This window comes from Solirubrobacter ginsenosidimutans (assembly GCF_027587205.1).
The window spans coordinates 34,907-61,045 of the sequence record NZ_JAPDOD010000013.1 but is presented as its reverse complement, the minus strand read 5'-3'; the positions used below and the strand labels follow the sequence as shown (position 1 = coordinate 61,045).

At 71.7% G+C, this 26,139-nt stretch carries 27 protein-coding genes; 12 read left to right on the top strand and 15 right to left on the bottom strand.

All coding sequences use genetic code 11. The annotated features are described in order from the left end of the window. Window positions 1–155: 155 nt before the first annotated feature. Entirely contained in the window at window positions 156–1,307 is a 1,152-nt protein-coding gene (locus OM076_RS15060; protein WP_270040824.1) for an HD domain-containing phosphohydrolase, read from the bottom strand. 150 nt (window positions 1,308–1,457) lie between these two features. Here OM076_RS15060 and OM076_RS15055 point away from each other — a divergent pair, with 150 nt between their 5' ends. The 3 genes from OM076_RS15055 to OM076_RS15045 are packed head-to-tail and all read left to right on the top strand — an operon-like array spanning window position 1,458 to window position 4,041. Next, on the top strand, window positions 1,458–2,048 hold the full coding sequence (locus OM076_RS15055; protein ID WP_270040823.1) for an ArsR/SmtB family transcription factor: 591 nt from the start codon (window positions 1,458–1,460) through the stop codon (window positions 2,046–2,048). A gap of 59 nt (window positions 2,049–2,107) precedes the next feature. Beyond that, the gene (locus OM076_RS15050; RefSeq protein WP_270040822.1) at window positions 2,108–2,860 is read left to right on the top strand and encodes a DeoR/GlpR family DNA-binding transcription regulator; all 753 of its coding nucleotides are present in this window, start codon (window positions 2,108–2,110) and stop codon (window positions 2,858–2,860) included. Further along, window positions 2,824–4,041: an MFS transporter gene (locus OM076_RS15045; RefSeq protein ID WP_372518045.1), complete on the top strand. Its 1,218-nt coding sequence runs from the start codon at window positions 2,824–2,826 to the stop codon at window positions 4,039–4,041. The genes OM076_RS15050 and OM076_RS15045 overlap by 37 nt, the downstream gene beginning before the upstream one ends. On the opposite strand, the gene OM076_RS15040 is transcribed toward OM076_RS15045, so the two are convergent. The 3 genes from OM076_RS15040 to OM076_RS47125 form a co-directional block, all read right to left on the bottom strand. Further along, window positions 4,028–4,408 carry a flagellar basal body-associated FliL family protein gene (locus OM076_RS15040; RefSeq protein ID WP_270040820.1) on the bottom strand — a complete coding sequence of 127 codons (381 nt, stop codon included), beginning with the start codon at window positions 4,406–4,408 and terminating at the stop codon, window positions 4,028–4,030. The two genes, OM076_RS15045 and OM076_RS15040, sit on opposite strands and share 14 nt — an antisense overlap. Continuing rightward, a complete protein-coding gene (locus OM076_RS15035; RefSeq protein WP_270040819.1) occupies window positions 4,405–4,614 on the bottom strand; it encodes a hypothetical protein in 210 nt (69 codons plus the stop codon). Before OM076_RS15035 ends, OM076_RS15040 begins: the two co-directional genes overlap by 4 nt. Before the next feature lie 63 nt (window positions 4,615–4,677). After that, the gene (locus OM076_RS47125) at window positions 4,678–5,256 is read right to left on the bottom strand and encodes a methyl-accepting chemotaxis protein (protein WP_272598034.1); all 579 of its coding nucleotides are present in this window, start codon (window positions 5,254–5,256) and stop codon (window positions 4,678–4,680) included. An 811-nt stretch (window positions 5,257–6,067) separates the two neighbouring features. Here OM076_RS47125 and OM076_RS15025 point away from each other — a divergent pair. From OM076_RS15025 to OM076_RS15010, 4 genes are all read left to right on the top strand, one after another. Then, the gene (locus OM076_RS15025) at window positions 6,068–6,262 is read left to right on the top strand and encodes a hypothetical protein (RefSeq protein ID WP_270040817.1); all 195 of its coding nucleotides are present in this window, start codon (window positions 6,068–6,070) and stop codon (window positions 6,260–6,262) included. Window positions 6,263–6,286: 24 nt separating this feature from the next. Then, a complete protein-coding gene (locus tag OM076_RS15020; protein ID WP_270040816.1) occupies window positions 6,287–7,243 on the top strand; it encodes an NAD-dependent epimerase/dehydratase family protein in 957 nt (318 codons plus the stop codon). 87 nt (window positions 7,244–7,330) lie between these two features. Further along, the gene (locus OM076_RS15015) at window positions 7,331–9,475 is read left to right on the top strand and encodes a polysaccharide deacetylase family protein (RefSeq protein WP_270040815.1); all 2,145 of its coding nucleotides are present in this window, start codon (window positions 7,331–7,333) and stop codon (window positions 9,473–9,475) included. Window positions 9,476–9,491: 16 nt separating this feature from the next. Next, window positions 9,492–11,123, top strand: coding sequence for an SGNH/GDSL hydrolase family protein (locus OM076_RS15010; protein WP_270040814.1), 1,632 nt, complete (start codon window positions 9,492–9,494; stop codon window positions 11,121–11,123). Here the strand turns inward: OM076_RS15010 and OM076_RS15005 are convergent. The 10 genes from OM076_RS15005 to OM076_RS14960 all read right to left on the bottom strand — a co-directional run bounded on the left by OM076_RS15005 (window position 11,120) and on the right by OM076_RS14960 (window position 20,408). Continuing rightward, window positions 11,120–12,106, bottom strand: coding sequence for a LacI family DNA-binding transcriptional regulator (locus tag OM076_RS15005; protein WP_372518044.1), 987 nt, complete (start codon window positions 12,104–12,106; stop codon window positions 11,120–11,122). The two genes, OM076_RS15010 and OM076_RS15005, sit on opposite strands and share 4 nt — an antisense overlap. 84 nt (window positions 12,107–12,190) lie before the next feature. Then, a complete protein-coding gene (locus tag OM076_RS15000; protein WP_270040812.1) occupies window positions 12,191–13,198 on the bottom strand; it encodes a LacI family DNA-binding transcriptional regulator in 1,008 nt (335 codons plus the stop codon). A gap of 43 nt (window positions 13,199–13,241) precedes the next feature. After that, complete coding sequence (locus OM076_RS14995; RefSeq protein ID WP_270040811.1) at window positions 13,242–14,066, bottom strand: ATP-binding cassette domain-containing protein; 825 nt, start codon at window positions 14,064–14,066, stop codon at window positions 13,242–13,244. Further along, complete coding sequence (locus tag OM076_RS14990; protein WP_270040810.1) at window positions 14,063–15,079, bottom strand: ABC transporter permease; 1,017 nt, start codon at window positions 15,077–15,079, stop codon at window positions 14,063–14,065. Before OM076_RS14990 ends, OM076_RS14995 begins: the two co-directional genes overlap by 4 nt. 3 nt (window positions 15,080–15,082) lie before the next feature. Continuing rightward, window positions 15,083–16,129 (bottom strand): substrate-binding domain-containing protein, encoded by a 1,047-nt coding sequence (locus OM076_RS14985; RefSeq protein ID WP_270040809.1) that lies wholly within the window; start codon window positions 16,127–16,129, stop codon window positions 15,083–15,085. Between the two features lie 147 nt (window positions 16,130–16,276). After that, entirely contained in the window at window positions 16,277–17,026 is a 750-nt protein-coding gene (locus OM076_RS14980) for a hypothetical protein (RefSeq protein WP_270040808.1), read from the bottom strand. Further along, window positions 17,023–18,189, bottom strand: coding sequence for a glycosyltransferase family 4 protein (locus OM076_RS14975; RefSeq protein WP_270040807.1), 1,167 nt, complete (start codon window positions 18,187–18,189; stop codon window positions 17,023–17,025). The genes OM076_RS14980 and OM076_RS14975 overlap by 4 nt, the downstream gene beginning before the upstream one ends. After that, window positions 18,167–18,553, bottom strand: a complete 387-nt coding sequence (locus OM076_RS14970; protein ID WP_270040806.1) for a hypothetical protein — start codon at window positions 18,551–18,553, stop codon at window positions 18,167–18,169. Before OM076_RS14970 ends, OM076_RS14975 begins: the two co-directional genes overlap by 23 nt. Next, window positions 18,550–19,311, bottom strand: a complete 762-nt coding sequence (locus OM076_RS14965) for a hypothetical protein (protein WP_270040805.1) — start codon at window positions 19,309–19,311, stop codon at window positions 18,550–18,552. Before OM076_RS14965 ends, OM076_RS14970 begins: the two co-directional genes overlap by 4 nt. Next, window positions 19,308–20,408: a glycosyltransferase family 4 protein gene (locus tag OM076_RS14960; RefSeq protein WP_270040804.1), complete on the bottom strand. Its 1,101-nt coding sequence runs from the start codon at window positions 20,406–20,408 to the stop codon at window positions 19,308–19,310. Before OM076_RS14960 ends, OM076_RS14965 begins: the two co-directional genes overlap by 4 nt. A gap of 221 nt (window positions 20,409–20,629) precedes the next feature. Here OM076_RS14960 and OM076_RS14955 point away from each other — a divergent pair, with 221 nt between their 5' ends. From OM076_RS14955 to OM076_RS14935, 5 genes are all read left to right on the top strand, one after another. Then, entirely contained in the window at window positions 20,630–22,471 is a 1,842-nt protein-coding gene (locus OM076_RS14955) for a sensor histidine kinase (RefSeq protein WP_270040803.1), read from the top strand. Further along, on the top strand, window positions 22,459–23,109 hold the full coding sequence (locus OM076_RS14950; protein ID WP_270040802.1) for a response regulator transcription factor: 651 nt from the start codon (window positions 22,459–22,461) through the stop codon (window positions 23,107–23,109). Before OM076_RS14955 ends, OM076_RS14950 begins: the two co-directional genes overlap by 13 nt. 75 nt (window positions 23,110–23,184) lie before the next feature. Next, window positions 23,185–23,673: a hypothetical protein gene (locus OM076_RS14945; RefSeq protein WP_270040801.1), complete on the top strand. Its 489-nt coding sequence runs from the start codon at window positions 23,185–23,187 to the stop codon at window positions 23,671–23,673. Further along, entirely contained in the window at window positions 23,670–24,215 is a 546-nt protein-coding gene (locus OM076_RS14940) for a hypothetical protein (protein ID WP_270040800.1), read from the top strand. The genes OM076_RS14945 and OM076_RS14940 overlap by 4 nt, the downstream gene beginning before the upstream one ends. An 18-nt stretch (window positions 24,216–24,233) precedes the next feature. Beyond that, window positions 24,234–25,325 carry an AI-2E family transporter gene (locus tag OM076_RS14935; RefSeq protein ID WP_270040799.1) on the top strand — a complete coding sequence of 364 codons (1,092 nt, stop codon included), beginning with the start codon at window positions 24,234–24,236 and terminating at the stop codon, window positions 25,323–25,325. Here the strand turns inward: OM076_RS14935 and OM076_RS14930 are convergent. Further along, the gene (locus OM076_RS14930; RefSeq protein ID WP_270040798.1) at window positions 25,262–26,128 is read right to left on the bottom strand and encodes an SDR family NAD(P)-dependent oxidoreductase; all 867 of its coding nucleotides are present in this window, start codon (window positions 26,126–26,128) and stop codon (window positions 25,262–25,264) included. The genes OM076_RS14935 and OM076_RS14930 overlap by 64 nt on opposite strands. Between the last annotated feature and the right edge of the window lie 11 nt (window positions 26,129–26,139).

Genomic DNA, 26,139 nt, shown 5'->3' with positions numbered 1-26,139 from the left:
TGAGTCGGGAGTTCGCAGGCGCCTACCGGACGCATCGCCGCGCCTCGCGGGCGACGGCGAGCTCGCAAGTACGCCCGGTACGAGCCAGCTCGCCGCCGCACGCCAGCCACGACGATGCGGGCCGCTATGCACGTGCGAACTCACGACTCAAGCCACTAGCGGGCTTGCGCGCGCTGGTCGGCGTCGCGGAGCCCGGTCTCCTGCAACGCGGTCAGCAACCGGCGCATCCCGGCGACCTCCTCCGGCTTGCCGCCGGCCTTGACGAGCGTGCGCATCGCGAAGTGGCCGAAGCGCTGCAGGAACGTGTGGCGCTCCAGCAGCACCGCACCGCCCGCGGCGGCGATGCCCATCAGGTCGTGGTGCGCGGCCAGCGCGGGGGCATACTCCCCGCGTGCGCACGCCTCGGCCAGGGTCTCGGTGAAGTCGGCGAGCGCCGGGGTCGCGCTCGGCGAGGCGAACCAGCCGGGGGCGTCGTCGCGATAGACGGCCGCCGCGGCGGCGATCGTGATCCGCATCCCGTGCGTCCGCAAGCACCGCGCCAGCAGCGGGAGCGGCGTGTTGGGCGGCGTGAGCGGGTGCACGGTGGCGTGGACACCGCGAGCCTGCGCGAGTTCCCTGACCGCGTCCGACGGAAAGCGGCGATGCCCGCCCGCGGTGCGCACGCTTTCGATCCGGCCGTCGTCGGCCCAGCGACGCAGTCGGCTGGGGGAGATCGCCAGGATCGCGGCGGCGACATGGAGCGGCAGCAGCGGCGCCTGCAGGAGCGCGGTGTCGTCGGCCGCTTCCTCCGGGTGTCGGCACAACACCGCGGCGGCCGCGTCGAGCTCCTCCAGGAAGGCATCGACGACCTGGGGGTCGAACTGGCGTCCGCGCTCTGCGCGCAGGGTGTCGGCGGCGCGGTCGATGCTGGTCGCCGGCCGGTACGGCCGAGCGGTGGTGAGCGCGTCGAACGTGTCGGCGACGGCGGCGATCCGTCCCGCGAGCGGGATCGCGTCCGCGCGCAGACCGCGTGGGTAGCCGCGGCCGTCGTAGCGCTCGTGATGTGTCAGCGCGATGTCCGCGGCCACGTCCAGGAGCGCGATCCCGGAGCCGGAGAGCATCACGTGCCCGATCGACGGGTGCTGGGTGAGCTCGTCGCGCTCGCGGCCGCTGAGCGGGCGGCGCTGGTGCACCGCGGGACCGAAGCTCGACATGCCCACGTCGTGCAGGCGGCTCGCCGCGCGCACGGAGTCAGGGTCCAACTGCAGTCGCTCCGCGATCAGGGCGCAGTGGCCACTCATCCGCTGCAGGTGGGAGCCTGTCTCCATGTCGTAGATCCTCTCGGGTGGACGCTACCCGCCGGACGCCTCCGTCGCGAAGGTGCTTCATCTGGTTCCAGCATGTTGCAACCAACATGAGACGAACCCGTAGCCTCACATCTCTCTCCCATCTTTCTCATCTAACGTTTTGGATTGACCATGCCCATCACTGCATCGACCTCATCCACTAATGGACACCGGCCCGAGGGCGAGACCTCCGAGGCCCGGATCGCGAAGGCGCTGGCGCACCCGCTCCGCGCGCGGATCCTGCAACGGCTCGGCGAGCGGGTGGCCAGCCCCGGCGAGCTGGCGGTAGAGCTGAACGCTCCGCTCGGCGTGGTCTCCTACCACGTCCGGATGCTCCGCGATTACGACTGCGTGGAGCTCGTTCGCACCGAGCCGGTCCGCGGCGCGCTGCAGCACTTCTACAAGGCCACCGCACGCCCGAACCTCGACGAGGGGCAGTGGCGCACGCTGCCGACGACTCTGCGCGGCGAGCTGATCGGCGAGACGATCCAGGGGCTCGTCGGCGATCTCGCCGAGGCGGCGGACGCCGGCAAGCTCGAGGACCCGGCGCTCGTCCTGAGCCGGACGCCGCTCGAGCTCGACGAGAAGGGCTGGAAGAAGCTCAACAAGCTGCTCGCCCGCACGCAGGAGCAGGCGCTGGCGATCGCATCCGAGAGCGCTGCGCGCGGCTCGGACGACGTGTTCCCGACGGAGGTCGGGATTCTGCACTTCAAGCGCGGCTGACGTTACCGTTTTCTGCGGCTTTTTGCCGTTTTCTGCAGCCTTCGCTACCATCGGAGGCGATGCAGTCGATCCCGGAACGCCAGACGACGATCCTTGCGCGGCTTGAGCGTGACGGGCGCGTCGTCTCCGCGACGCTTGCCGACGAGCTCGGGGTCTCGGTCGATTCGGTCCGCCGCGACCTGCACGAGCTCGAAGCCCTCGGCGCGCTGCGGCGGGTCCACGGGGGCGCCGTCCGCCCGCTGCCGGGCAAGCCGGAGTTCCTCGACCGCATCCAGGACGATGCGCCGGGCAAGACCGCGATCGCCCAGCGCGCCGGCGCGCTGATCGCCGACGATCAGCTCGTGGCGATCGGGGGCGGGACGACTGCGCTCGAATGGGCCCGTGCGCTGCGGCGCGACCTGCGCGCGACCGTCCTCACGTCCAGCCCCGACGTCGCGCTCGCCCTGCGCACCCACCCGGACGTGACGGTCGACGTGCTCGGCGGCCGGCTGGACCGCGCGTCGCAGACCCTCACCGGTGCCGCCACGGTTGAGCAACTGCGCACCGTGCGACCCGACGTCTGCGTCGTCAGCCCTTGCTGGCTGGATCTCGAGCACGGTGTGACGCTGCGCGAGCGCGCGGAGGCGGACGTCGTGCGCGCCATGATCGAGCGCTCGCGCCGGGTCGTCGCGATCGCCACCGAGGACAAGCTCCACGCGGCCGGCCCGTACGTCGTCGCCCTCGTCGACCGCGTCGACGTCCTCGTCACCGACGCCCCACCGGAGCTCGCCGCGGAATACGGCAGGCTCGGCATCGAGGTGCTCACGCCATGACCGCCCGCAAGGCGATGTACGCGGTCTACGCCGTCTTCATCCTCAACGGCTTCATGTTCGCCAGTTGGGCCTCGCGGATCCCGCAGGTGCGCGACGGGCTGGACCTGAACCCGCAGAAGCTCGGCCTCGTGCTGCTCGCGATCGCGATCGGGTCGCTGGTCTCGATGCCCCTGGCGGGGGTCGTCATCTCCCGCCTCGGCGCCGCGCGGACGATCACCGTGATGTCGCTGATCGGCGCGAGCGGCCTCGCGATCGCCGCCGTCGGCTTCCGCCACGGCGTCGCGCCGGTCATCCCGGGCCTGTTCCTGCTCGGCCTCGGCAGCGGCACCTGGGACGTGGCGATGAACGTCGAGGGCGCGGAGGTCGAACGGCGGATGCAGCGCTCGATCATGTCGCGCTTCCACGCGGGCTTCAGCGTCGGCACGGTGGCGGGCGCGCTGCTCGGCTCGGCGATGATCGCGCTCGGTGTCTCGGTCACGGTGCACCTCGCCGCCGTGGCGCTGCTCGTCGCGCTCGTGGCCACACCCGCGGTCCGCGGCTTCCTGCCGATCGAGCCGCACGACGAGGAGGCCTCCGGCCCGCGGCGCAGCCCGCTGAAGGCCTGGACGGAGCCGCGCACGCTGCTGATCGGGCTGTTCGTGTTCTGTATGGCGTTCACCGAGGGAACCGGCGTCGACTGGCTCGGCGTGTCCGTCATCGACGGCTACGACGCCGCGGCCGCGCTCGGCTCGCTCACCTTCGCGATCTTCCTCGCCGCGATGACCTTGGGCCGCTGGTTCGGCCCCGGCGCGCTGGATCGCTACGGCCGCGTCCCGCTGATCCGCGTGACCGGGCTGTGCGCGGTCGCCGGCCTGATGCTCGTCGTGTGGGGCGGGTCACTGCTCGTCGCGATGGCGGGCGCGGCGCTGTGGGGCCTGGGCGTCGCGCTCGGCTTCCCGGTGGGGATGAGCGCCGCCGCCGACGACGCCCGCCACGCGGCCGGGCGCGTGAGCGTGGTCTCCTCGATCGGCTACCTCGCGTTCCTCGCCGGGCCGCCCTTCGTCGGCTTCCTCGGGCACCAGGTCGGGACGCTGCGCGCGCTCACCGCCGCCGCGGCGATGGTGACGCTCGGCGTGCTGATCTCCGGCGTGCTGCAGCCGAAGCCGGAGCCGCACCGGCGCCCGGCGCTCAGTGAATCGTGAAGTCCGTCAGGAGCACGCGGGCGACCGGCACGTCGGTCTGCGCGCGGATGTCGCGCGCCAGCCGGACCTTGAGCCGCTCGCGACGCTCGCGGACGAGTAGGTCGGCGGGATCGAGGCTGGTCAGGTCGCGCGTGACGACGTCCTGCACGGCCTCTGACTCGACGATCTCCTCATCGGCGCTCTCCGGCACCTCGAGCCCGAGCGTCACCGCCGCGTAGCGCCCACCCGCCAGGTCCACGATCACCTGGTGCTTCATCACGGCGACGCGCTCGTGCGCGACGGCGGGTGACGGCTTGCCGAGCGTGAGCTTGTAGGCGCCGGTGAGCAGCGCGGCGACGGCGGCCGCCAGCACCAGCTTCTTGATCACCGCACGGACCCGGTCGAGAGCGTGACGAGCGCGTGGTCAGGGCCGACGAGCGTCGGCTCCAGCGGCGCTTGCGACGGCGGCTGCGCCGGGAGGAACAGCAGGTCGGGCGTGTTGTCAGGCGCGGCGGCGATCACTGCGATCGCCGCGGCCGCGGCCAGCCAGCCGGTGGCGAGCGAGAGCCACGTCGCGATGCTGATCGAGCGCATATCCCCTTCTCGGCCGCCCGCGCACGGAGGCATCGCCCCGCCGAGCACGGCTCGGCGGATGTACTACAGGCGGAACGTGGCGACGAGGCCCTGCAGCGTCGACGCCATCTGGGCGAGGTCGTCGCTGGAGGCCGCGATCTGCTGCGTGGAGGCGGAGGACTGCTCGGTGGCGGCCGAGACGTCGGCGGTGGCGTCGCCCGCCTCGCGGGCGATGCCGACGACGTCGCCGGTCGCGGCGGACATCCGCTCGATGCACACCGACACGTTGGTGATGCTCTCGGCGAGGCCGTGGAAGGCCGCTTCGGTCTCGCGCACGGTCACGCTGGAGGACTCGGCGAGCTTGCGGACCTCGTCGGCGACGACCGCGAAGCCGCGGCCGGATTCCCCGGCGCGGGCGGCTTCGATCGCCGCGTTGAGCGCGAGCAGGTTGGTCTGGTCGGAGATCGCGGAGATCTGGCTGGTGAGCGCGACGCCGGACTCGGCGAGGCGGCCGGCCTGCTGGGCGAGCGCCTCCGCCTCGCGGTTGATCTGCTGCGCGGACTCGATGCTCTGGACCTGACGGCTGGCGCCCTCGGCGACGCCGGACGAGAGCCGCGCGATGTTCTCGATCGCCGCGCCGGTCTCCTGGGTGGTGGCCGACATCTCCTCCGAGGCGCCGGCGACCTGGCCGGCGGTCTCGCTGATGCGCTCGATCATCGTGGCGACGCTGGTGCGCGTCGCGTTGTAGGCCTCCAGGCCGCCCTGGGCCTTGCCGAGCATCACGTTGAAGGTCTCGCCGAGGCTGCCGAGCTGCGCACCGCGCGCGGTGGGCAGCGGCGTGGTGGCGGGGTGGACGATCACGGTCAGGTCGCCGTCGGCCATCGCGACGAGCCCCTCGCCGAGGCCGGTCAAGCAATGGTCGCTCATGCTGTTGAGGCGATCCTGCAGGTCGTCGAGGCACGAGCGGTCGCCGAGCGCGGAGCGCATCGTCTCGCGCACGCCGTTGTAGCCCTCCAGCGCCGTCTGGGCCTTCGCCAGCATCGAGTTGAAGAGCGCGACCAGTTCCTGTGTCTCCGGGTTCTCGGACTTCGTCGTGATCGGCTGCGTCGCGGGGGCGACGTGCACGGTCAGGTCCCCGCGGTTCATCGCGTCCAGGCCCGCGACCAGGTTGGTGAGGCAGTGATCGTTCAGGCTCTGCAGGCGCGAGCGCAGCTCGGCGGCGACTGGATCAGGTGCGGAGGCGACGGGTGCAGAAGCGCGGCGGAGGAGGGACACGCGGGATTTCTCGGCGCGTGCCCGCTCACGCTTGAGCCGACGGTCAGCGTTCTTTCACCGTCGCGGCTTGGTAACGAGATGGAAAGAACCCCCGCCCCGAACGGTGCGACCATCAGTGGTCATTGTGGGGACCACACCCGCTGAGATCTCATTGCCAGAGGTGTACAAAGAAGTGTCGATGACCGCGACTTTGCACGTAGTGGCCGACGCGCAGGGACACTGGCGCGTCCTGGACGACGAAGCGGAGAGCCGGCCCCTTTCCGAACACACCACCGCGACCGACGCCGAGCGCGCGGCGTGGCGACACGGCGCCGCCTCGGTGCTGATCCACGATCGCTACGGCCGCACGCACGACGCGCTGCCGATCGCCGGCACGCGGTTCAGGACCCGCTGAGCCCCGCGCAGTAGCGTTCCGGCGATGCGCCGTCGCATCGTCGTCATCGGTGCCACGGGTCACGTGGGCACCTACCTCGTCCCGCGGCTCGTCCGCGCGGGCCATGAAGTGATCGCCCTCAGCCGCGGCGAGCGCGAGCCGTATTCGCCCGCGGCCGAATGGCGGGCGGTCCAGCGGATCGCGATCGACCGCGAGGCCGAGGACGCCGCCGGCACGTTCGGCGAGCGGATCGCCGCGCTGGACGCCGACGCGGTGATCGACATGATCTGCTTCGGCGCGGCCTCGGCGCGGCAGCTCGTCGATGCGCTGCGCCCGACCCGGCCCTTGCTCGTGCACTGCGGGACGATCTGGGTCCACGGGCCGGCGCTGCGGGTGCCGGTCACCGAGGACGAGCCACGCACCGCCTACGGCGACTACGGCGTCGGCAAGGCGGAGATCGAAGCGCTGCTGCAGCGCGAGACGCTCGCCGGCGGCGTGCCGAGCGTGATCCTGCACCCCGGCCACATCACCGGACCGGGCTGGCCGGTGATCACCCCCGCCGGCAACCTCGATCCCTCGACGTGGCACAAGCTCGCGCACGGCGAGCCGCTGCCGCTCCCCGATCTCGGCCTCGGCGTCCTGCACCACGTCCACGCCGACGACGTCGCCCAGGCGTTCGAGCAGGCGCTCACCCGCCCGGCCGCGATCGGCGCCAGCTTCCACGTCGTCTCCGCGCAGGCGATGACCCTGCGCGGGCTTGCTCAAGGCGTGGCTCGCTGGTTCGGCCGCGAGGCGAACCTCGAGTTCGTCGACTGGCTGGAGTACGAGCGCCGGGTGGGGGAGGAGCACGCCCGCGTCACCCACGACCACGTCGCACGTGGCATCGCGGCGAGTATCGACCGCGCGCGGTCGATACTCGGCTACGCCCCGCGCTACAGCTCGCTCGACGCGCTCCACGAAGCGCTTGGCTGGCTGCTCTCCAGCGGGACGATCGACCCCTGAAACATTCGATGGGCATCGATTTGTTGTTGACACCGATAAATCGCGTGCTTAGCCTCACTCGCGTCAAGCGGAGGAGAGGACGCTTCAATGAACGCTCATCGCGCGCTGTGGGTCACGGCAGCGCTGTTGATGCTGCCCGCGGCGCCGGCTGCGGCGGCGCCTGACCTGACGCTCTCGGCGTCGCACGCGAGCCCGACGTTCCTACGGGCACAGGCACCGAACACGACGCTGTACGCCGGCACCCTGACCCTCCGCGTCACCAATGGCGGAGCCGATGCGACCGACGGAAGCGTGGTCACCGTCACCGAGACGCTGCCGGCCGGACTGGGCGCGCTGACGAACAACCCGGGCGCCGGAGCGGGGCCCACCGCCGCGTCAGGGCCGGGCTGGACATGCACCGGCACGACCACGAGCCGCTGTACTCGCAGCGACGTGCTCGCACCGGGAGGCGGCTACCCGCCGATCACCATCACGGTCTCGGTGGCGAGCTCCGCCGGGACGACCGTGCGCACCGCGCCGACGCTCACCGGCGGCGGAGACGCGGCGGGGGCGAGCGCCACCGACGACATCCCCGTCGCAGCCGACGCGTGCCCGAACGGGTGGGCGAGCGGACCGCTGAACCCGGAGCGCCCGGACGGTTGCACGCTGCTCGACCTCGTGTGGGAGGGAGAGCCGTTCGCCGACGACGCCGCATTCGTCGCGAGGGTCGACGAAATCGCCGCGCAGTTCCCGGGCAGCTCGGCGGCGGCGATCGTCGCCGCGATCAAGGCCCCGACCGCGGGACCGGACAACTCGTGCAACACGCGGATCGCCCTGACCTTCGACGATGGACCGTCCGTCTACCGGGCCCAGACCCTGGCGCACCTGCGGGCGAAGGGCGTCCCGGTCACGTTCTTCGACGTCGGCATGCGGCTGGAGGCCAATCCGCAGCTCAGCCGCTTCGAGCTCGCCGAGGGCCACACGCTGCTCGGCCACAGCTGGGATCACCCCAACCTGGGCTCGATCCCCGCGAACGTCCTGGCCTTCGAGGTCACCGACACCGCCGCGCGCTTCGCGGCGAACGGCGCGCCGTACTCGTTCAACGTCCTACGGCCGCCGTTCCTCTCGGTCAACGCGGCCACGACGGCCGCGCTGGCGGCCATGGGCTTCACCGTCACGCCGAATCCCATCTCCGCCACCGACTGGGACCCCGCGCGCTCGGCGGCGCAGATCCGCGACGGGATCGTCAACGCGCTGCGCCCGGGGGTCGCGATCCTGCTCCATGACGGTCCGGTCGACTCGCCTGCCGGGCAGGCGACCGTCGACGCGGTGCCGCTGATCATCGACGCCGCGCGCGCCCGCGGGTACTGCTTCGGCACCGTCGACCGCGCCGGCCAGGTCGTCGCGAACCGCTACGTGTCCTCCGGCGCGCCGATCCCCACCGTCACCAACCCGGTCCCGTATCTGCCGCTCGCCTATCCCGGCAGCGCTCCGGCGCCGGCCGTCACGGTCCCGCAGCCGCTCAAGCTCGCCGCGACCCACAGCCCCGCGGTGTTCGTGCGCGGCGAGACCGGGACGCTCACGCTGGCGGTGTCCAACCCGACCGACGGGCCGACCGACGGCAGCACGACGACGGTCACGCAGGCGATCCCCGCCGGGCTCACCGCGACCGGCGCGAACGGGACGGGGTGGACGTGCACGGGCACCGCGACGATCACGTGCACCCGCAACGACGTCCTCGCGCCGGGCGCGACGTTCCCGCCGATCGCCATCGGCGTCCGCGTCGCGAGCACGGCCGGTCCGGTACTGACGACCGCGCCGAAGGTGACCGGCCGCAGCGGCAACGTGTGGGTCGACACGGCCGCCGATCGCATCAGCACGGCGGCACCCGTGCCGGGCGACGTCGGCGGGTCGGTGCCGGCGACGCTCTCGCTCACACTCGGCGCGCCGCCCACCTTCGGGGCCTTCGCGCCAGGGGTGGCGAAGGACTACGTGGCGTCCACCACTGCCACGGTCACGTCGAGCGCGGGGGACGCGGCGCTGACCGTGAGCGACCCCGGCCACCTGACCAACGGGGTCTTCGCGCTGCCGCAGCCGTTGCGCGTCGAGCTCGCCAAGGCCAGTTGGGACGGACCCGTCGCCAACGAGGCGGTGGCGATCACGTTCAGGCAGCGAGTCGAGGCCACCGACGCGCTGCGCACGGGCGCCTACAGCCGGACGCTCGGCTTCACGCTGTCCACCACGACGCCGTAACCGGGGGAGAACGTCGATGAAGGTCAAGCTCGCGGCCGCGCTGGCGGCCGCCACCACGCTGCTCGCCGCGGCGCCGGCACATGCCGCCGGCACGCACTGGGTCACGACGTGGGGCGCGAGCACGCAGCCGGACTCCCGGCGCACGCTCACCAACCTCACGATCCGTCAGATCGTCCACATCAGCGTGGGCGGGAGCAAGGTGCGCCTGCGCATCTCGAACGCGTTCGGCGCCTACCCGGCCGCGGCCGGCGACGCCTTCCTGGACGCGACGGCGTTGCAGATCGGCAGCGTCTACGTCGGGCGCCAGTCCGGGACCACCGCCGCGGTGGTGCCCGGGACGCAGACGCAGGTCACGTTCGGCGGGCGCCCGACGGTCAAGATCTCACCGGACAGCGACGTCGTGTCGGACCCGGTCGCACTGCCGGTGGGCGACGGAGACAACCTCGCGATCTCGATCTTCGTCCCGGGCACGACGCCCAATGCCAGCTACCACAGCGGCGCGCGTCAGCGCTCCTACATGACGCCGGCCGGCGGTGGCGACCGCGCGGCGCAGATGGACGCGACCGGGTTCACGAGCATCACCAACAGCTGGTGGTTCCTGGACGCGGTGAGCGTCGAGACCGGCGATTCGATCGGCGCGGTCGTCGCGTTGGGGGACTCGATCACCGAGGGCGCCAACTCGACCTCGAACACCAATCACCGCTGGCCCGACTATCTCGCCGCCCGGCTGAATGCGGTCGGCAACCGCGTCGGCGTGCGCGGCGTCGTCAACGAGGGCATCAGCGGCAATTCGGTGCTCAAGGACTACAACTGCTGCGGCGGCAATCCGAGCGGCCTCTCGCGCCTGGACCGGGACGTGATCTCCCACGACGGCGTCAGCACCGTGATCGTCGCCCTCGGCATCAACGACATCGGCAACTACTCGAACGAGACCGTCGTCGTCGACGACATCACGGACGGCATGCGCCAGCTCGCCGACCGGCTGCACCGCGCGGGCCTGAAGGTGATCATGGCCACGCTCACGCCGTTTCAGAACGCCACCCTCGCGGGCTACTACAGCGTCGAGAAGGACGCCAAGCGGATGGCGATCAACCAGTTCATCCGTACCGCTCCCTACTGGGACGGGATCGTCGACTTCGAAGCGGCGCTCGCCGATCCGGCGAATCCGCTGCGGCTGCTGCCCGCCTACGACAGCGGCGACCACCTACACCCCAACGACACAGGGATGAAGGCCCTCGCCGACGCGGTCACCTGGCTCGACGATCCCTCGCTCCCGATCAGCGCGCCCGCGACGACCGTCGGGGCCGCGGTGCCCGCGACGCTGGCGCTGACCCTCGGCCCGGCACCGTCCTTCGGCACGCTCGTGCCGGGCGTGACCAAGGACTACAGCGCCTCGACGACGGCCACGGTGACTTCGACCGCGGCCGACGCCGCGCTCACGGTCTCCGATCCCGGCCACTTGGTCAACGGCGCGTTCGCGCTGCCGTCACCGCTGATCGTGAAGCTCGCCAAGACCGCGTGGTCCGCACCGGTGGCCAACGAGGCCGTCGCGATCGGCTTCGCGCAGCACGTCGACGCCGCCGACCCGCTCCGCACGGGCGTGTACTCGAAGACGCTGACGTTCACCTTGTCGACGACGAGCCCTTAGCCCGGCGGTCGGAGCTCCCCGCTCCCGCGCACGACCAGCGGAGTGGGGAGCTCGACCCGCCGCGACGGGCCGACGAAGCCGTCCAGCCGCGAGAACAGCAGCTCCGCGGCGGCGCGGCCGAGGCCGACCGGGTCCTGCGCGATGACGGTCACGGCGGGATCGATGGCGGAGGCGAGCACGATGTCGTCGAAGCCCACGTGCGCGATCTCATGCTGGCGGCCGCGCCCGTGCAGCGCGCGCAGCGCCTCGATCGTGATCAGGTTCTGGCTCGTGAAGAGCGCCGTCGGCGCGTGGTCTGAGTCGAGCAGCCCGAGCACGGCGCCGTAGGCGTCGGCCGGTTCCACCGCGTGGCGCACGAGCTCGCTGAGCCCTGCCGGAGCGAGCGCCGCGCGGTACCCGGCCAGCCGCTCGCGGGCGGTGTAGAGCGTCGGCGGCGGACCGACGAAGGCGATCCGGCGATGCCCGTGGGCGAGCAGGTGCTCGACCGCCCGCTGCGCGCCGCCGCGGTTATCGCTGAGCACGCTGTCGGCGTCGATCGACTGCGCCGGGCGGTCGACGAACACGAGGCCGAGGCCGTTGGCGACGTCGCGCAGCAGGTAGGTGTGATCGGCGGCGGTCGGGACGACGATCAGCCCGTCGACCCGGCGCGCGAGCACGGCCTCGATCAGCGCGTGCTCGCGCTCGGCGTCCTCGTCGGAGCTGCCGGCGAACGTGACCACCGAACGCGTGCGGGCCACTTCCTCGATCCCGCGGTGCACGGCGGAGAAGAACGGATTCGAGACGTCCTCGATGATCAGGCCGAGCGAGCCCGACAGGCCGTTCGCGCGGCGCAGCGTGCCCGCGGTGTGATTGTGCCGGTAGCCGAGCATCTCGACCGCCCGCTCGACCTTGACGGCGAGCTCGGGTGCGACCGGCGGGCTGCCGTTGACGACGCGCGAGACCGTGCTGAGGCTAACGCCCGCCATCGCCGCGACGTCCTTCATCGTCGGCCTGCGGCCGTTTGGAGGGACCAGGTTCACTTGCGCGACCGTAGCGGAGGCGAGCCGCCTGCGGACCTCACTCTTGGCTCAGGATCTCATCCGGTCGCTCGGACGGATCTCCCCCGACCCGCGGGCGATCAGCCGCGTCGGGACCACGATCCGCCGCGGCGGCGAGTCGTCGCCCTCCAGACGGGCGAACAGCAACTCGGCGGCGTGGCGGCCCAGGGCCACCGGGTCCTGCGCGACGACGGTCACGCCCGGCCGCACGAGCCCGCCGAGCGGAATGTCGTCGAACCCGACGAGGGCGACCTCGGCCTCGAGGCCGAGCGCGCGCAGGGCGTAGAGCGCGCCGATCGTCAGATGGTTCTGCCCGCAGATGAGCGCGGTCGGCGGGTCGGGGCCCTGCAACAGCTCGAGCGCACCGCGCTCGGCGGCCTCGCTGCCGACGAGGTCCATCCGCACCAGCGACTCCTCGCCCCTCGCCAGGTAGCCGCCGAGGCGCTCGGCGGCGGTGAAGATGTGGCTGCGGTCGCCGAGGTAGCCGATCCGCCGGTGGCCGGCCGCGAGCAGGTGCGCGACGGCGTCGCGGACCCCGCCGGCGTTGTCGGTGAGCACCGCGTCGGCGAGGATCCGCTGCGGCGGGCGGTCAACGAAGACCAGCGCGATCCCGGCGGCGCGCTCACGCTCGAGGTAGCGGTGATCCGTCCCCGCCGGGACGATCACGAGCCCGTCGACGCCGTGGGCGCTGAACGACAGCGCGAGGTCGCGCTCGAGCGCGGGGTCGTCGTCGGAGCTGCCGGAGAAGATCAGCACGCCGCGCGCCCGCGCGACCTCCTCGAGCCCGCGGTGCACGGCCGAGAAGAACGGGTTCGCCACGTCGTCGAGGACGATCCCGATACTGGCCGAGCTGCGGTTCGCCCGGCGCAGCCCGGCCGCCGCGGCGTCGCGGCGGTAGCCGAGCCGGGTGACCGCATCCTGCACACGGCCGGCGAGGACCGGGTCGACCGGGACGTCGTTGACGACCCGCGACACGGTGGCGAGGCTGACCCCGGCCACCGCCGCGACGTCCTTCATCGTGGGCCGGCGAGTACTCATGGGAGCTGGTCGGCGGGCGGCGCGTGCCGCCCGCCGGTCGGTCTCAGGCGGAGGTCTTGGCCTTGCCGCCGTTGGGCGCGTCGGGGTGCTCGAGGTCGTGCACTACGGCGCCGGTCATGATCCCCACGACCTCGTGCATCGTGTGCGTCTTGGGATCCACCACCGCGGCGCGTCGCCCGAGCCGGTGGATGTGGATCCGGTCGGCGATCTCGAACACGTGCGGCATGTTGTGGCTGATCAGGATCACCGGCAGCCCGGCGTCGCGCACGCGCCGGATCAGCTCCAGCACCTGCGCGGACTCGCGCACGCCGAGCGCGGCCGTCGGCTCGTCCATGATCACGAGCTTCTTCGCCCACGCGGCCGCGCGCGCCACCGCGACGCCCTGCCGCTGGCCGCCCGAGAGCGTCTCCACCGCCTGGCTCATCGAGCGGATGCCGATCTGCAGCCGCTGCATGTGCTCGGCCGCCTGCTTCTTCATGTCGGGCTTGTCGACCATCCGGAACACCGAGCCGAGCGGGCCCTTGCGGCGCTGCTCGCGCCCGAGGAACAGGTTGGTGGCGATGTCCAGCGCGGGGGCGACCGCGAGGTCCTGGTACACCGTCTCGATCCCCGCCGCGCGGGCATCCAAGGGCGAGCGGAACTTCGCCGGCTTGCCGTCGAGGAAGATCTCGCCGGAGTCCGGGATCGTGGCCCCGGAGAGCGCCTTGATCAGGCTCGACTTGCCGGCGCCGTTGTCGCCGATGACCGCGAGGATCTCGCCCGGGTAGAGCTCGAAGTCCGCGCCGTCGATGGCGGTCACGTGACCGTAGCGCTTGACCAGTCCCTTGGCCTGCAGGATCGGCTGACGCGTTTCCGTAGCGGCGGTCACTTGGCCCTCCCTCGCGCGATTTGGTCGACGGTCACCGCGAGGATGACCAGGATGCCGGTGATCAGCACCTGGTAGATCGAGGCCACGCCCATCAGGACGAGGCCGTTGCGCAGCACGCCGACGATCAGCGCGCCGATCAGCGTCCCGATCACGGTGCCGCGCCCGCCGAACAGCGAAGTGCCGCCGAGCACGACCGCGGTGATCGCCTCGAGGTTCTCCGTCTGGCCGGCGTTGGGGTCGCCGACGCCCGTGCGCGAGATCAGCAGCAGCGCCGCGATGCCGTAGATCACGGTGGCGACGAGGTAGATCATGACCAGGTGGCGCTTGACGTTGATGCCCATCAGGCGCGTCGCCTCGGGGTTGTCGCCGATGGCGAAGATGCGCCGGCCCCAGGTCGTCTGCGACAGCACGAACCAGGCGAGGATGAACAACCCCAGGCACAGCAGCGAGCCGTAGGTGATAGAGGTCGAGCCGATCTTGAACGAGTTTCCGAGCGCCGTGAAAAGGGACGGGAGATCGGAGATCGTCTCGTCCTTGGAGTAGATGTGCGTCAGCGCGAACGCGATGTTCAACGTGCCCAAGGTCACGATGAACGGCGGCAGGTTCACCCGCGTGACCAGCACGCCGTGCAGCAGGCCGAACGCGCCGCAGGCCGCGATGCCGATCAGGAGGGCCAGGAACGGCGGCACGCCGCCCGTGACCGCGAGCTTGGTCATGACGATCCCGCCGAAGGCCATGATCGCCCCGCACGCCAGGTCGATACCGGCCGTCAGGATGATCAGCGTCTGGCCGATCGCCAGCGTGCCGATCACCATCACCTGCTGGAAGATCAGCGAGAAGTTCTGTCCCGAGAGAAAGCGATCGCTCTGCGTCGTGAAGAACGCGCAGACGAGCAGCAGCGCCAGCAGCGGCCCGAGCGTGGCGAACCGCTCACCGCTGAACAGTCCGCCTTTCTTGTCTTCGCCGGGAGTCGGCGGCGCCATCTGCGCCGCCGACTCGATCTGCGTGGCCATCGTCTAGCCCCAGCAGTTCGCAGCGCCGAACGTCGAGTCCTTGGAGTCGACACCGTCCTGCGGATCGTCGGTGATCAGCGTCACGCCGGTGTCCTTGTAGCCGGAGACCTTCTCGCCCTTGGCGATGGCCTCGACGCCGAGCTTGGCCATGTTCTGCGGGTACTGCTGAGACGTCGCGGCGATCACGCCCGGCTTGATGCCCTTGGCGATCGCCTCGCAGCCGCCGTCGACGGACACGATCGTCGCCTGCTTCTCCTTGCCCGCCGCCTTCAGCGCGGTGTAGGCGCCGAACGCCGACGGCTCATTGATCGTGTAGACGAGGTTCACGTCCGGCACCTTCTGCAGCAGGTTCTCCATCGCCGCCTGCGCCTTGGTCTGGTCGCCGATCGCGTCGGCGTGGCCGAGCACGTCCTTGTCGGTGGCCCCGAAGCCCTTGAGGAAGCCGTTGTGGCGCAGCACGCCGACGGAGATGCCGGGGGCGAGGTCGATCGTGACGATCTTGGGCTGCTTGTTGTCCTTGGCGAACTTGGCCTTGGCCCAGGCGCCGATCAGCTCGCCGGCCTTCATGTTGTCGGTGGCGAAGAGCGCGTCGGCGGCGTCCTGCGGCTCAGTCGGGGTGTCGAGCGCGATCACCGTCACGCCCGCGTCGCGGGCCTTCTTGATCGACGGCACGATCGCCTTGGAGTCCGCCGGCGTGATCAGGATGCCCTTGGCACCGCGCGTCGTCATGTTCTCGATCGCGGTGACCTGGCTCTGGTTGTCCGTGTCCTGCTTGCCCGCCGCGGTGACGAGCTCCGCGTTGTTGGCATCTGCGGCCTTCTGCGCCGCCTCCTTCATCTTCACGAAGAAGGGGTTGGACTCCGTCTTGGTGATCAGGCCGACGACGACTTTGTCGCCGCCGCCACCTCCGGACGATCCGCTGCTGCCGCTGCTGCTGTCGGATCCGCTGTCGCTGCCGCAGGCGACGATGCCGACCGCGATAGCACCCACGGCACCGGCGACGGCGACGCGCGACGACATACGCCCGAGGCGCAGACGAGACGTGCTCATGACTCTCCTCCTTCGGCCGCGTCGGGGTGGTCCCTCAAACCGCGCCGCCAGTTGCTCTCGCTCTGGATCTACAGACCGTTGTAGACAGCGGTGAAGGTACTCCTCTGAGAAAACGTTGTCAAGAAGGTTTCTTAGTTCTACTGCGAGCTAAAGCGCCTTATGTCTGAGAACCTTTTCCGCACGCGCGAACTGATCGTCGAAGGGACGCGCGAACGGCACCGGGGTGTGACGTTCCCTCCAGCGCGCGTTCTCATGCACCGCGTTGAAGCCGGCGCCGGTGATGACGCGCTCGGCGTGGGCGAGGTGGGGCGCGACGGGGTAGACGTCGGTGTGGCGCGGGCTCACGACGACCAGCTTCGGCGCGCCCTCGGCGTGGGTGAGCAGCTCGTCGATCTCGCTCTGGGGACCGGAGTGCACCACCAGCCAGTGCGGCTCCTCGACCAGCGGCTCGCCGATCGGGGTCTCCGGCAGCTGGAGCGGCTGCGTCGGCCCGAGGTCGTGCGTCAGCGGCTCGAGCGCGTAGATGACGTCGTAACTCGGGAGCGGACCGTCGAGGCGGGTGGCGTAGGCGTCCCAGCGCAACAGGCGGGCGACGTGGCGGGCGGGAGGGAGCGTCATTCCCGACAGCTCGCCGAGGATGCCGGCGGGGAAGCTGTCGACCAGCAGCTCGTCGGCTTCGCGCAGGAGTGGGGCCAGCCACGCGCGGAACGCGTCGCGGTCATGCCCGAGCCGGCGCGGGACCTTGAGAACCGGGATTGCGCCGGTCACGCGCGGGTCAGCGCCGAACGGGCTCGCGGTCAGCAGGACGGCGTCACGGGTGAGGTCGAGCGCCTCCAGCACTTTGCGCGCCCGGGTCAGGTGGCCGAGGCCGCCGCCCAGCGCGTAGTAGAGGATCACGCCGCGAGGCGCGCGCGGCTCGTCTGCGTGAGCGCCTCGACGTAGCGGTCGATCTCGAGCGCGGCATCGAGCTCGGTCTCGGCGAGCGCGCGGCAGGCGGCGCTCATCTCCAGGCGCCGGCGCTCGTCCAGCCGTGCGGCGGCCTGCAGCGCCCAGGCGCAGCGGGCCTCGTCACCGGGGTCGAAGAGGAACGCGGTGCGGCCGTCCTCGAGCACGTCGACCATCCCGCCGGCCCGCGCGGCGACCATCGGCACGCCGAGCGCCGCCGCCTCGGTGAGCACGTTCGGCAGCCCGTCGTAGAAGGAGGGGATCGCCAGCCAGTCGCACGCCGCGTACCACGGCAGCAGCTCGAAGCGGTCCAGGAACGGGAGCGTGGTGTGCTCGAGCTCGTGCTCGGCCAGCCACCGCTCCATGTCCGGCGCCATCCACCCGGCCAGCAGCACGTGGAAGCGGTCGGCGACGCCGGAGCGATGCAGCGCGTCGAGCAGGAAGACGCCGCCCTTCTTGGCTTTGAGCTGGCCGAAGAGGCCGAGGACGCGCCGGCCATCGCCGAGCGTCTCAGCGCGCCAGCGCGCCGCGCGGGCGGCGTCGCTCGGCGCGAGCTCCCAGTCGGAGCGGTCGATGCCGTTCGGGATCCAGCGCACGTTCGCGCGGGGATGCAGCGCCGCGATCTTGTCGACCTTGTCCCGCGAGACGGCGCAGATCAGCTCGCTCGCCGCGAAGGCCTGGTCGAGGATCGGGCGGCGGCGGGTGGAGAAGACCGCCGCGTCGAAGTCGTTGCCGCGGATCAACGTGATCAGCGGCACGCCGAGCCACGCGGCGAACACCGGGCCGGCCATGATCGGCCGCGAGCCGCCGAAGGCGACGACGTGGGTGTAGGCCTGCGGGGCGGATTGCAGGGTGCTCCACGCGCGGTTGAGGGCGTGCGCGGGATCGTCCTCCATCGGGCACGCCAGGTAGCGCCCACCCGCCTGGGTCTCGATCGCCCACGGCCGCCCGGCGCGCGGCTGCGGCATGAAGTGCAGGACGTCGACCAGCACTCCGCGGCGGCGCAGGCCGCGGACGATCCGGTCGCACGACGTCGCCATCCCACCGCGCGAAGGCGGGTAGGTCTCGGTCAGCCAGAGCGCCCGCAGCGGTTCAGGAGTCGTCGAACCCGCCACCGTCGTCGTCGTTGTCGTCGCTCGCGTTGGGGTCGTCGTACCAGCGGTAGTCGGTGTCGTTGTAGTAGGAGTCGTAGGTGCCCCAGTACATGGGCTCGTAGCCGCTGGAGGAGTACCAGTGGGTGCGGTAGCGGACGGCGCTGCGCGTGGGGGAGAGATCGACGCGGTCGGGTGAGTCGACGTCGCGCTCCTCGTCGCGCTTGGCGGCGCATTCGACGCAGAGGTTCTCCGGCGCCGTGTGCTCCTGGCAGATGCGCCGGGTGCAGCTCGTGCAACTCGTCACCGCGGCGTTGGTGCAGTTGCGCAGCGTGAAGAACCCGCGCTTGCAGGCGCACCAGTCGAGACCGCCGAGGGGCGCGCTCACAGCTTCTTCCTGCGTGCCGGCTCGATGCGCTCGTAGGCGCCCGAGATCAGCTCGAGCAGCATCCGGATCGGCGGGACGGCGTCGGCGTTGGGCTGCACCATCGTGCCGGCGAGCTTGACGACGGTCCGGCTCTCGCCGTCCTTGACGGTCTCCTTCGGCACGTCGCGGCCCGTGGCGGCGGCGACGGTGTAGTTGCGCTTGGGGACCGAGAGCGTGACGCTCAGCTCGCTCTTCTTCTTGCTCTTGGTCTTGCGTTTGGTCTTGCCGCTCGCGCTGCGCTTGGTCTTGTTCGAGGTGCGCACGTGGTCGGTGACCGTGAAGTGGACGTCCGCGCCGTCGGCGAAGTGGGCGTGGCCTTCGAGCCAGACGTCGTCGTAGAAGGAGTCGACGACCTTGTGGTAGGCGCCCTTCTTGTACGGGTCGCTCGTGGTCACGAGCTTCTGCGGCTGCATCGGGCCCGACAGGTCGATCTTGAGCGCGAGCGGCTTCTCGGGGTCCTGGTCCTCGCGCAGGATCAACGTCAGCGGCACCGCGAACCAGCGCAGGCCGTTGGGCACGTCGTGCTTGCGCGCATAGCGGCGCGCCCAGAAACCGCCGCCGCCCTCCCGGACGGCGTCGGCCTGGCGGTCGTACTCGGCCACCGGGCCCAGCAGCGCCAGCCAGTCGTCCGGGCTGCGCTCGCCGGCGACCCGGCGCTCACGGACGATCGCCTGCTGCTCGGCGGTGAGCGCCTTGAAGGCGGACTTGACGTCGCTCACGCCGCAATCCAATCAGCTTGCAGCCCGTGGGCGGTGTAGAGGTCGCGAAGCTGGCCCACGCTGCGCTCCCAGCTGAGGTGCTGCGCGACGTGGGCGCGGGCGCTTTCGCCCATGCTCGCGCGGCGGTCGGGGAAGTCGAGGAGGACGCGGATCGCGCGCGCCAGCTCGCCGGGCCGGTCGGGCGCGACCAGCCGGCCGTGCTCGCCGTCGGTCAGGAGCTCCCGCACCGCGGGCAGGTCGGAGGCGACCACCGGCGTCCCGGACGCCATCGACTCGAGGATCTTCAGCGGCGCGCAGCCCTGGACGACGTTGCGGCTGCAGTCCTTCAGGGGGGCGAGGCTCAGCAGCGCGTGCTCGCGCCAGCGCGCGAGCTCGTGCTCGGGCAGCGCGAAGTGCCAGTGCACGCGGTCGGCGATCTGGAGCTTCTCGGCGAACTTCCGGTACGCCTTCGCCCGGCGCTGGTGGACCGAGGCGCAGATCACGAGGTCGAGGTCGTCGAGGTCCTGGAGGCGGGCGAACGCGCGCAGTGCGGTGTCGACGCCCTGCCACGGCTGCAGCGCGCCGAAGTAGAGGAGGTAGTTCGACGGGCCGTCCGGCGGCGGCGCCGGCTGGGGGAGATCGGCGCCGTTGCGGATGACCTGGGCCGCGATGCCCCTTTCGGCGAGCCGGGCGGCGGTCACGTCGGAGGGCGTGATGACGACGTCGGCTCCTTCAAGGCAGCGCTGCTCGAGCGCGTGCACGCTCTCGAGCAGCACGGGCGGGATCGAGGGATACAGGAACGGCAGCTCGATCGACGGCAGCCCGTTGACCTCATACACGGCGGTGTAGCGCCGCTTCGGGCGCTCGACGATCGGCGCCCCGCCCCACGGGTCGCGGAAGTGCACGAGCTCCAGGTCCGGCAGCCGGTCGAGCAGCGTCGCCAACCGCGCCCCGTACCCGGCCGCCCGCTCGAGCACGTGCTCGGCCTCCCGCAGGTACCGCACGATCTCGACGTCCCCCTCGCGCTGATACGCGGGCAGCGTGTCCCCACCCAGCACATACAGCAGCCCACCACCCGCCTGCTCGAACAACGCCCGCGCGAACCGGTCGATGTGCACCGCGCTGCCCTTCCGCGACGGAAACCGATCAAACGCCGCATACAACGCCCGATGCCCACAAGCCGGAATCACGCGGGCGATCCTAAAGGGACAGTCCCTTTATCTTCGCCGGCCCCGCCCGGCCCTCGCCCGGCATCCCCGCGAACCTAAAGGGACAGTCCCTTTAGGTTCGGTGGTAGCACCGTAGGCAAGGGGGTGCGGGATCGGAGAGGATCGGTGGCGTGTCCTGGGTCTTCGTTCCGTTCCTGGTGGCCGGGATCCTCACGCCGGCGGTGGTGGGGCTGTTCGTCGCGCTGCGCAGGCCCGGGAACCCGGTCGCGTGGATCTTGCTGCTTGGGTCGCTGTCGGTGGCGGTGGTGATGATCGCCAGCGCGGTCGCCGAGCACGAGGGGGACACGACGCTGGGGCGGTGGGCGGCGACGGTCGCGGCGCCGTGGCCGGTGATCTTCCTCTGGCCGCTGGCGCTCGCGTTCGTGTTCCCGGACGGGGCGTTGCCGTCGCGGCGGTGGCGGCCGGTGGCGTGGGCGGCGGCGTTCGACGGCGCGGGCATCGTCTTCCTGTTGATCTTCGCCGAGACGCACTACGTCGACGGCGGCGACCTGCCCAGCCCGCTGCCGCTGCGGATCGGCGACTGGGCGATCCCGATCTTCTGGGTCTTCTGGGCCGGGCTGCTGCTGTCCCTGTTCGCGGGCGCGGCGGCGATGCGGGCGCGCTACAAGGCGGGCGACGACCTTCTGCGCCGCCAGGTGCTGTGGCTCGCCTACGGCGCGCTGCTGATCCCGACCTGGCTCGGAGGAACGTCGCTGCTGGGGGTGATCGGGTTCTCGAGCGACGCGACCGACGCCGTCACGCTCACGATCCTGCAGGCGTGGCCGGCGATCGCGGTCCTGATCGCCATCACCCGCCACGGGCTCTACTCGATCGACCGGCTCGTCAACCGCACGCTCGTCTACGTGGCGCTGACCGCGCTGCTGGTCGCCACGTACGCCCTCGCGCTCCTGCTCGCTGGGTTGCTGATCGGCGGCTCGAAGCTGACCGCCTCGCTGGCGACCGTCGCGGCGGCGCTGGCCTTCCTGCCGCTGCGCGACCGGCTGCAGACGCTGGTCGACCGCCGCTTCGCCCGCCGGCGCTTCGAGGCCGTGCGGCTGGTGCGCGACTTCCTCGACGAGGTGCGCGACGGGCACGCGGAGCCGGAGGACGTGGGCGCGGTGCTGGCGCTCGCGCTCGGCGACCCCGGCGCGACGCTGCTGTTCGGGCTGCCCGAGACCGCCGCCTACGCCGACCGCCACGGCCGGATCGTCGAGCTGCCGGAAGACGGCCGCGAGCGGTCGGTCATCGGGCGCGACCTCGGCGTCCTGCTCCACGCCCCCGCCGCGCCCGACCTCCTGCGCAGCGTCCTCGACGTCGCGGCGGTGCCGGTCGAACTGGCCCGCCTGCGGGTCGAGCTGCGCCTGCAGTTGGCCGAGGTCGAGTCCTCGCGGGCGCGGATCGCCCAGGCCGGCTACGAGGAGCGGCGGCGGCTGGAGCGCGACCTGCACGACGGCGCGCAGCAGCGGCTCGTGACGCTCGGCATCGTGCTCCGGCGCCTGCAGCGCTCGCTCCCGCGCGAGGCGCAGATGCTCGTCCCGGCGCTGGACGCCGCCGTCGACGAGGTCGCGGCCTCGATCGCCGATCTGCGCACGATCGCGGCCGGCGTCCGCCCGCCACGGCTCGACGAGGGCCTCGCCGCCGCGCTCGCGGACCTCGCCCGCGGGGCGGCGATCCCGGTCGAGGTCGCCGCGACCGAAGACCGCGCACCGCCGGAGATCGAAGCGACGGCGTACTTCGTCGCGTGCGAGGCGCTCACCAACGCGGTCAAGCACGCGTCGCCGTCGCGCGTGGTCGTCGAGACCGCCCGCGAGAACGACGTGCTGCGGATGACGATCGCCGACGACGGCGTCGGCGGCGCGGTGGCACTGCCCGGCATGCGCGATCGCGTCGCGGCCCAGGGCGGCACGCTCGCGATCGAGAGCCCGCCCGGCTCGGGTACGCGGATCGCCGTGGAGCTGCCGTGCGGATCGTGATCGCGGAGGACACCGTGCTGCTGCGCGAGGGGCTTGCCGGGCTGCTCGAGGACGCCGGCCACGAGGTCGTGGGCAAGGCGGGCGACGCCGAGACGCTGCTCGCGCTCGTCGCCGAGCACGAGCCGGAGCTCGCGGTCGTCGACGTCCGCATGCCGCCCGGCTACGACGACGAGGGCACGCGCGCGGCCGCGACGATCCGCACCACGCACCCCGAGACCGCCGTGCTCGTGCTCTCCCAGCACGTCGAGACCCGCCACATCGTCGAGCTCGTGACCGCCGGCGGCGGCTTCGGCTACCTGCTCAAGGACCGCGTGCTCGACGTCGACGACTTCCTCGACGCCGCGCGCCGCGTCGCCGACGGCGGCTCCGCCCTGGACCCGCAGGTCGTCGCGACGCTGATCGGCGCGCCGCGGCCGGTGAGCGCCTTGAACGAGCTCTCGCCGCGCGAGCGCGAGGTCCTCGGGCTGATGGCCGAGGGGCGCACCAACGCGGGCATCGCCAAACGCCTGTGGCTGACCGAGAAGACGGTCGAGTCCCACGTCCGCACGATCCTGATGAAGCTCGGCCTGCCGATGAACGACGACGATCACCGTCGCGTCCTCGCCGTCCTCGCCTACCTGCGCGTCCTTAAGGGCTAGCCCTCAAAGGCGGCCGTCAGAAAACCGGTGCTGGCCCAGATGCGGCGGGCCAGAGCCAAACGTAGCGTCCGCAGCATGCTAAATCACACCCTTCGCACCGTCGCCGCCGCTGCCGCCCTCGCACTCATCCCGGCCGCTTCCGCCTCCGCCGCGGGCAAGACCGAGACGCTGCGCTTCTTCTCCAAGACCGACCAGATCACGCACACCCACGCCGACGGGACGGTCGTCACGGACCTGTCGACGCCGCCCGTCGCCGGCGACCGGCTCGACATCTATGCCTCCGACTTCGCCGGCGACCACAAGCGCCACGCGAAGAAGGCCACGGCCTCCGAGCACGTCGTCTGCCTGTTCACCGCCGCCTCGCCGGAGCCCGACTGCACGTCCCACGTGGCCTTGGGCGGCTCGCTGCTCGTCTTCCACGGCGATCCCGCGGTGGTGATCGGCGGCGCCGGCAAGTACCTCGGCGCGACCGGCCGCGTGGTCTCGAACAAGACCGTCGGCGACAGCAACGACTCCGACGTCGTGGCCAAGATCACGCTGCGCGCGTCAAAATCGGTGCGGTGATCGAATGGTTCGTGCCTGAATCCGACCTGGAGCACCGGCTCCTCGAGGACCCTGAGCTCCAGCGCGGATGGGCGTGGGGGAGCCCCAGGCACGGCCATCCCGAAGGCGCCGTCGGGCGGCACGTGGCGCAGATGCTCGACGAGATCGCGCCCGACGACCCGCTCCGCCGCGACCTGCGCCTGCTGACCCTCCTGCACGACACGTTCAAGGTCAACGCGCGCGAGGGCCTGCCGTACTCCCCCGACACGGACCACGCGCAGCTCGCCAAGCGCTTCGCGGAGCGCCACGGCTGTCCGAAGCGGATCGCGGACACGTTGGCGCTCCACGACGCGCCGTACTGGGTCTGGCACCGTCGCGGCGGCGATCTCGAGCTGCTCGAGCAGGTGCTCTCGTGGGCGCCCGACCGCGAGCTCCTGATCCGCTTCGTCGAGCTCGACGCGGCCACGCTGGGCAAGGACCCCGCGTTCCTGGAGTGGTTCCGCGCCGCGACCGCCGAGCCCTCGTCAAGGGACGGTGACGGCGCACGCGTGAAGCGACCGTGAGCGGGGAAGACCCGCGGCATGGCCCCTTCCAGCGGCACCCTCACCCGGGCCGGCACGACCGCCTGGGCGTTGCTCGGGATCATCGCGCTCGTCCTCGTCTCCGGGTGGGCGCTCGGGCGGCTGATGGCGGTCTTCCTGCCGTTCGTGATCGCGATCCTGCTGACGACGCTGCTGCGCCCGGCGGCCGCGGCGCTCGAGCGCCGCGGCGTCCGGCCGGCGCTGGCGGCGATCGCCGCGGTCGGGCTCGCCGTCGTGGTGCTCGCGCTGCTGCTCACGCTCATCCTGCCGCCGTTCATCTCCCGGCTCACCGAGCTCGGGACGAGCGTCCAGGAGGGAGCGCACCGGGTCGCCTATGAGGTCGGCGACCGCGTCGCCGGGATGAGCCACCGCGAGGTCGACCGGACGATCGACAACGCCGTCACGCGCGTCCGCGACCGCCTCGGCGGGACCGCGATGGCCGGCGTCACATCGGCCGCCGGCGCGCTCGCGAGCCTCGTCCTGATCGCGTTCCTGTCCTTCTTCCTCGTAAAGGACGGCCGCCGCCTCTGGCGGTACGTGGTCGACCTGCTGCCGGAGTCACGGCGCGACTCGGTCGATGAGGTGGGGGAGCGAGCCTGGACCGTCCTCACCGCCTACACCCGCGGCGTCGTCTTCGTGGCCACCGTCGACGCGGTGCTGATCGGCGCCGCGCTGCTGCTCGTCGGCGTCCCGCTGGCGCTGCCCTTGATCGTGCTGACCTGGCTGGCGGCGTTCTTCCCGATCGTCGGCGCGGTCACCGCGGGCGCCGCGGCCGTGCTCGTCGCGCTCGTCGCCAACGGCCCGACATCGGCCCTGATCGTGCTGGCCGCGATCGTCCTCGTCCAGCAGATCGAGGGCAACGTCCTCTACCCGGTGGTGGTGGGCCCGCGGCTGCGCCTGCACCCGATCGTCGTGCTGCTCGCCGTGGCGCTCGGCGGGACCTTGGCGGGAATCTCGGGCGCGTTCCTGGCCGTGCCGGTCGCGACCGTCTGCTCAGCCGCGCTCAGCTACTGGCGCGACCGACGCGATCAGGTCGCGCTGTCGCGGCCGCCCGCGCGGCGCGGCGTGATGGTCTCCAACGGCGCGCCGTAGGCCTCCACCGACACGGGCTGCCATTCGTTCCAGGTCAGCAGCCGCTGCAGATAGTCCTTGGTGACCGTCGCGAGCGCGGACCGGCCGAAGAAGATGCGCTGGGGCGGGCGCGCCGCGTCGACGACCTTCAGGATCGCGCCGCGGGTGGCGGTCGGGTCGCCAGGGGCGTCGGCCCAGTCATCCGCGAATCCGTTACGGACGGGCGCGTAGTCCGCCAGCTCGGCGCTGCGTGAGGCCGACGGCCCGGCCCAGTCGGTCGAGAACCCTCCCGGCTCGACGATCGTGACGTGGATGCCGAGCGGCTCGACCTCGCCGATCAGCGACTGGGTGAGGCCCTCCAGCGCCCACTTGGCCGCGTGATAGGCGCCGATCGACGGGTAGGCGGTCACGCCGCCGACGCTTGAGACCTGCACGATGTGGCCGGCGCCCTGGGCGCGCAGGATCGGCAATGCCGCCTGCGTGACCCAGAGGGCACCGAAGAAGTTGGTCTCCAGCGACGCGCGGATCTCGTCCTCGGTGAGCTCCTCGACCATCCCGAAATGGCCGTAGCCGGCATTGTTGACCACGACGTCGAGGCGCCCGAAATACGTCGCGGCGCGTTCGACGGCGGCAAAGGCCGCGGCGCGGTCGGTGACGTCCAGGGTGAGCGGGAGGACGGCGTCGCCGTAGGTGTCGACGAGGTCGCCGAGCGTGTCGGTGTTCCGGGCCGTCGCGGCGACGCGGTCGCCCCGCTCCAGCGCGGCCTCGGTCCACTCGCGGCCGAAGCCGCGGGAGGCGCCGGTGATGAACCAGGTCTTCGTCATGCCAGGTCACG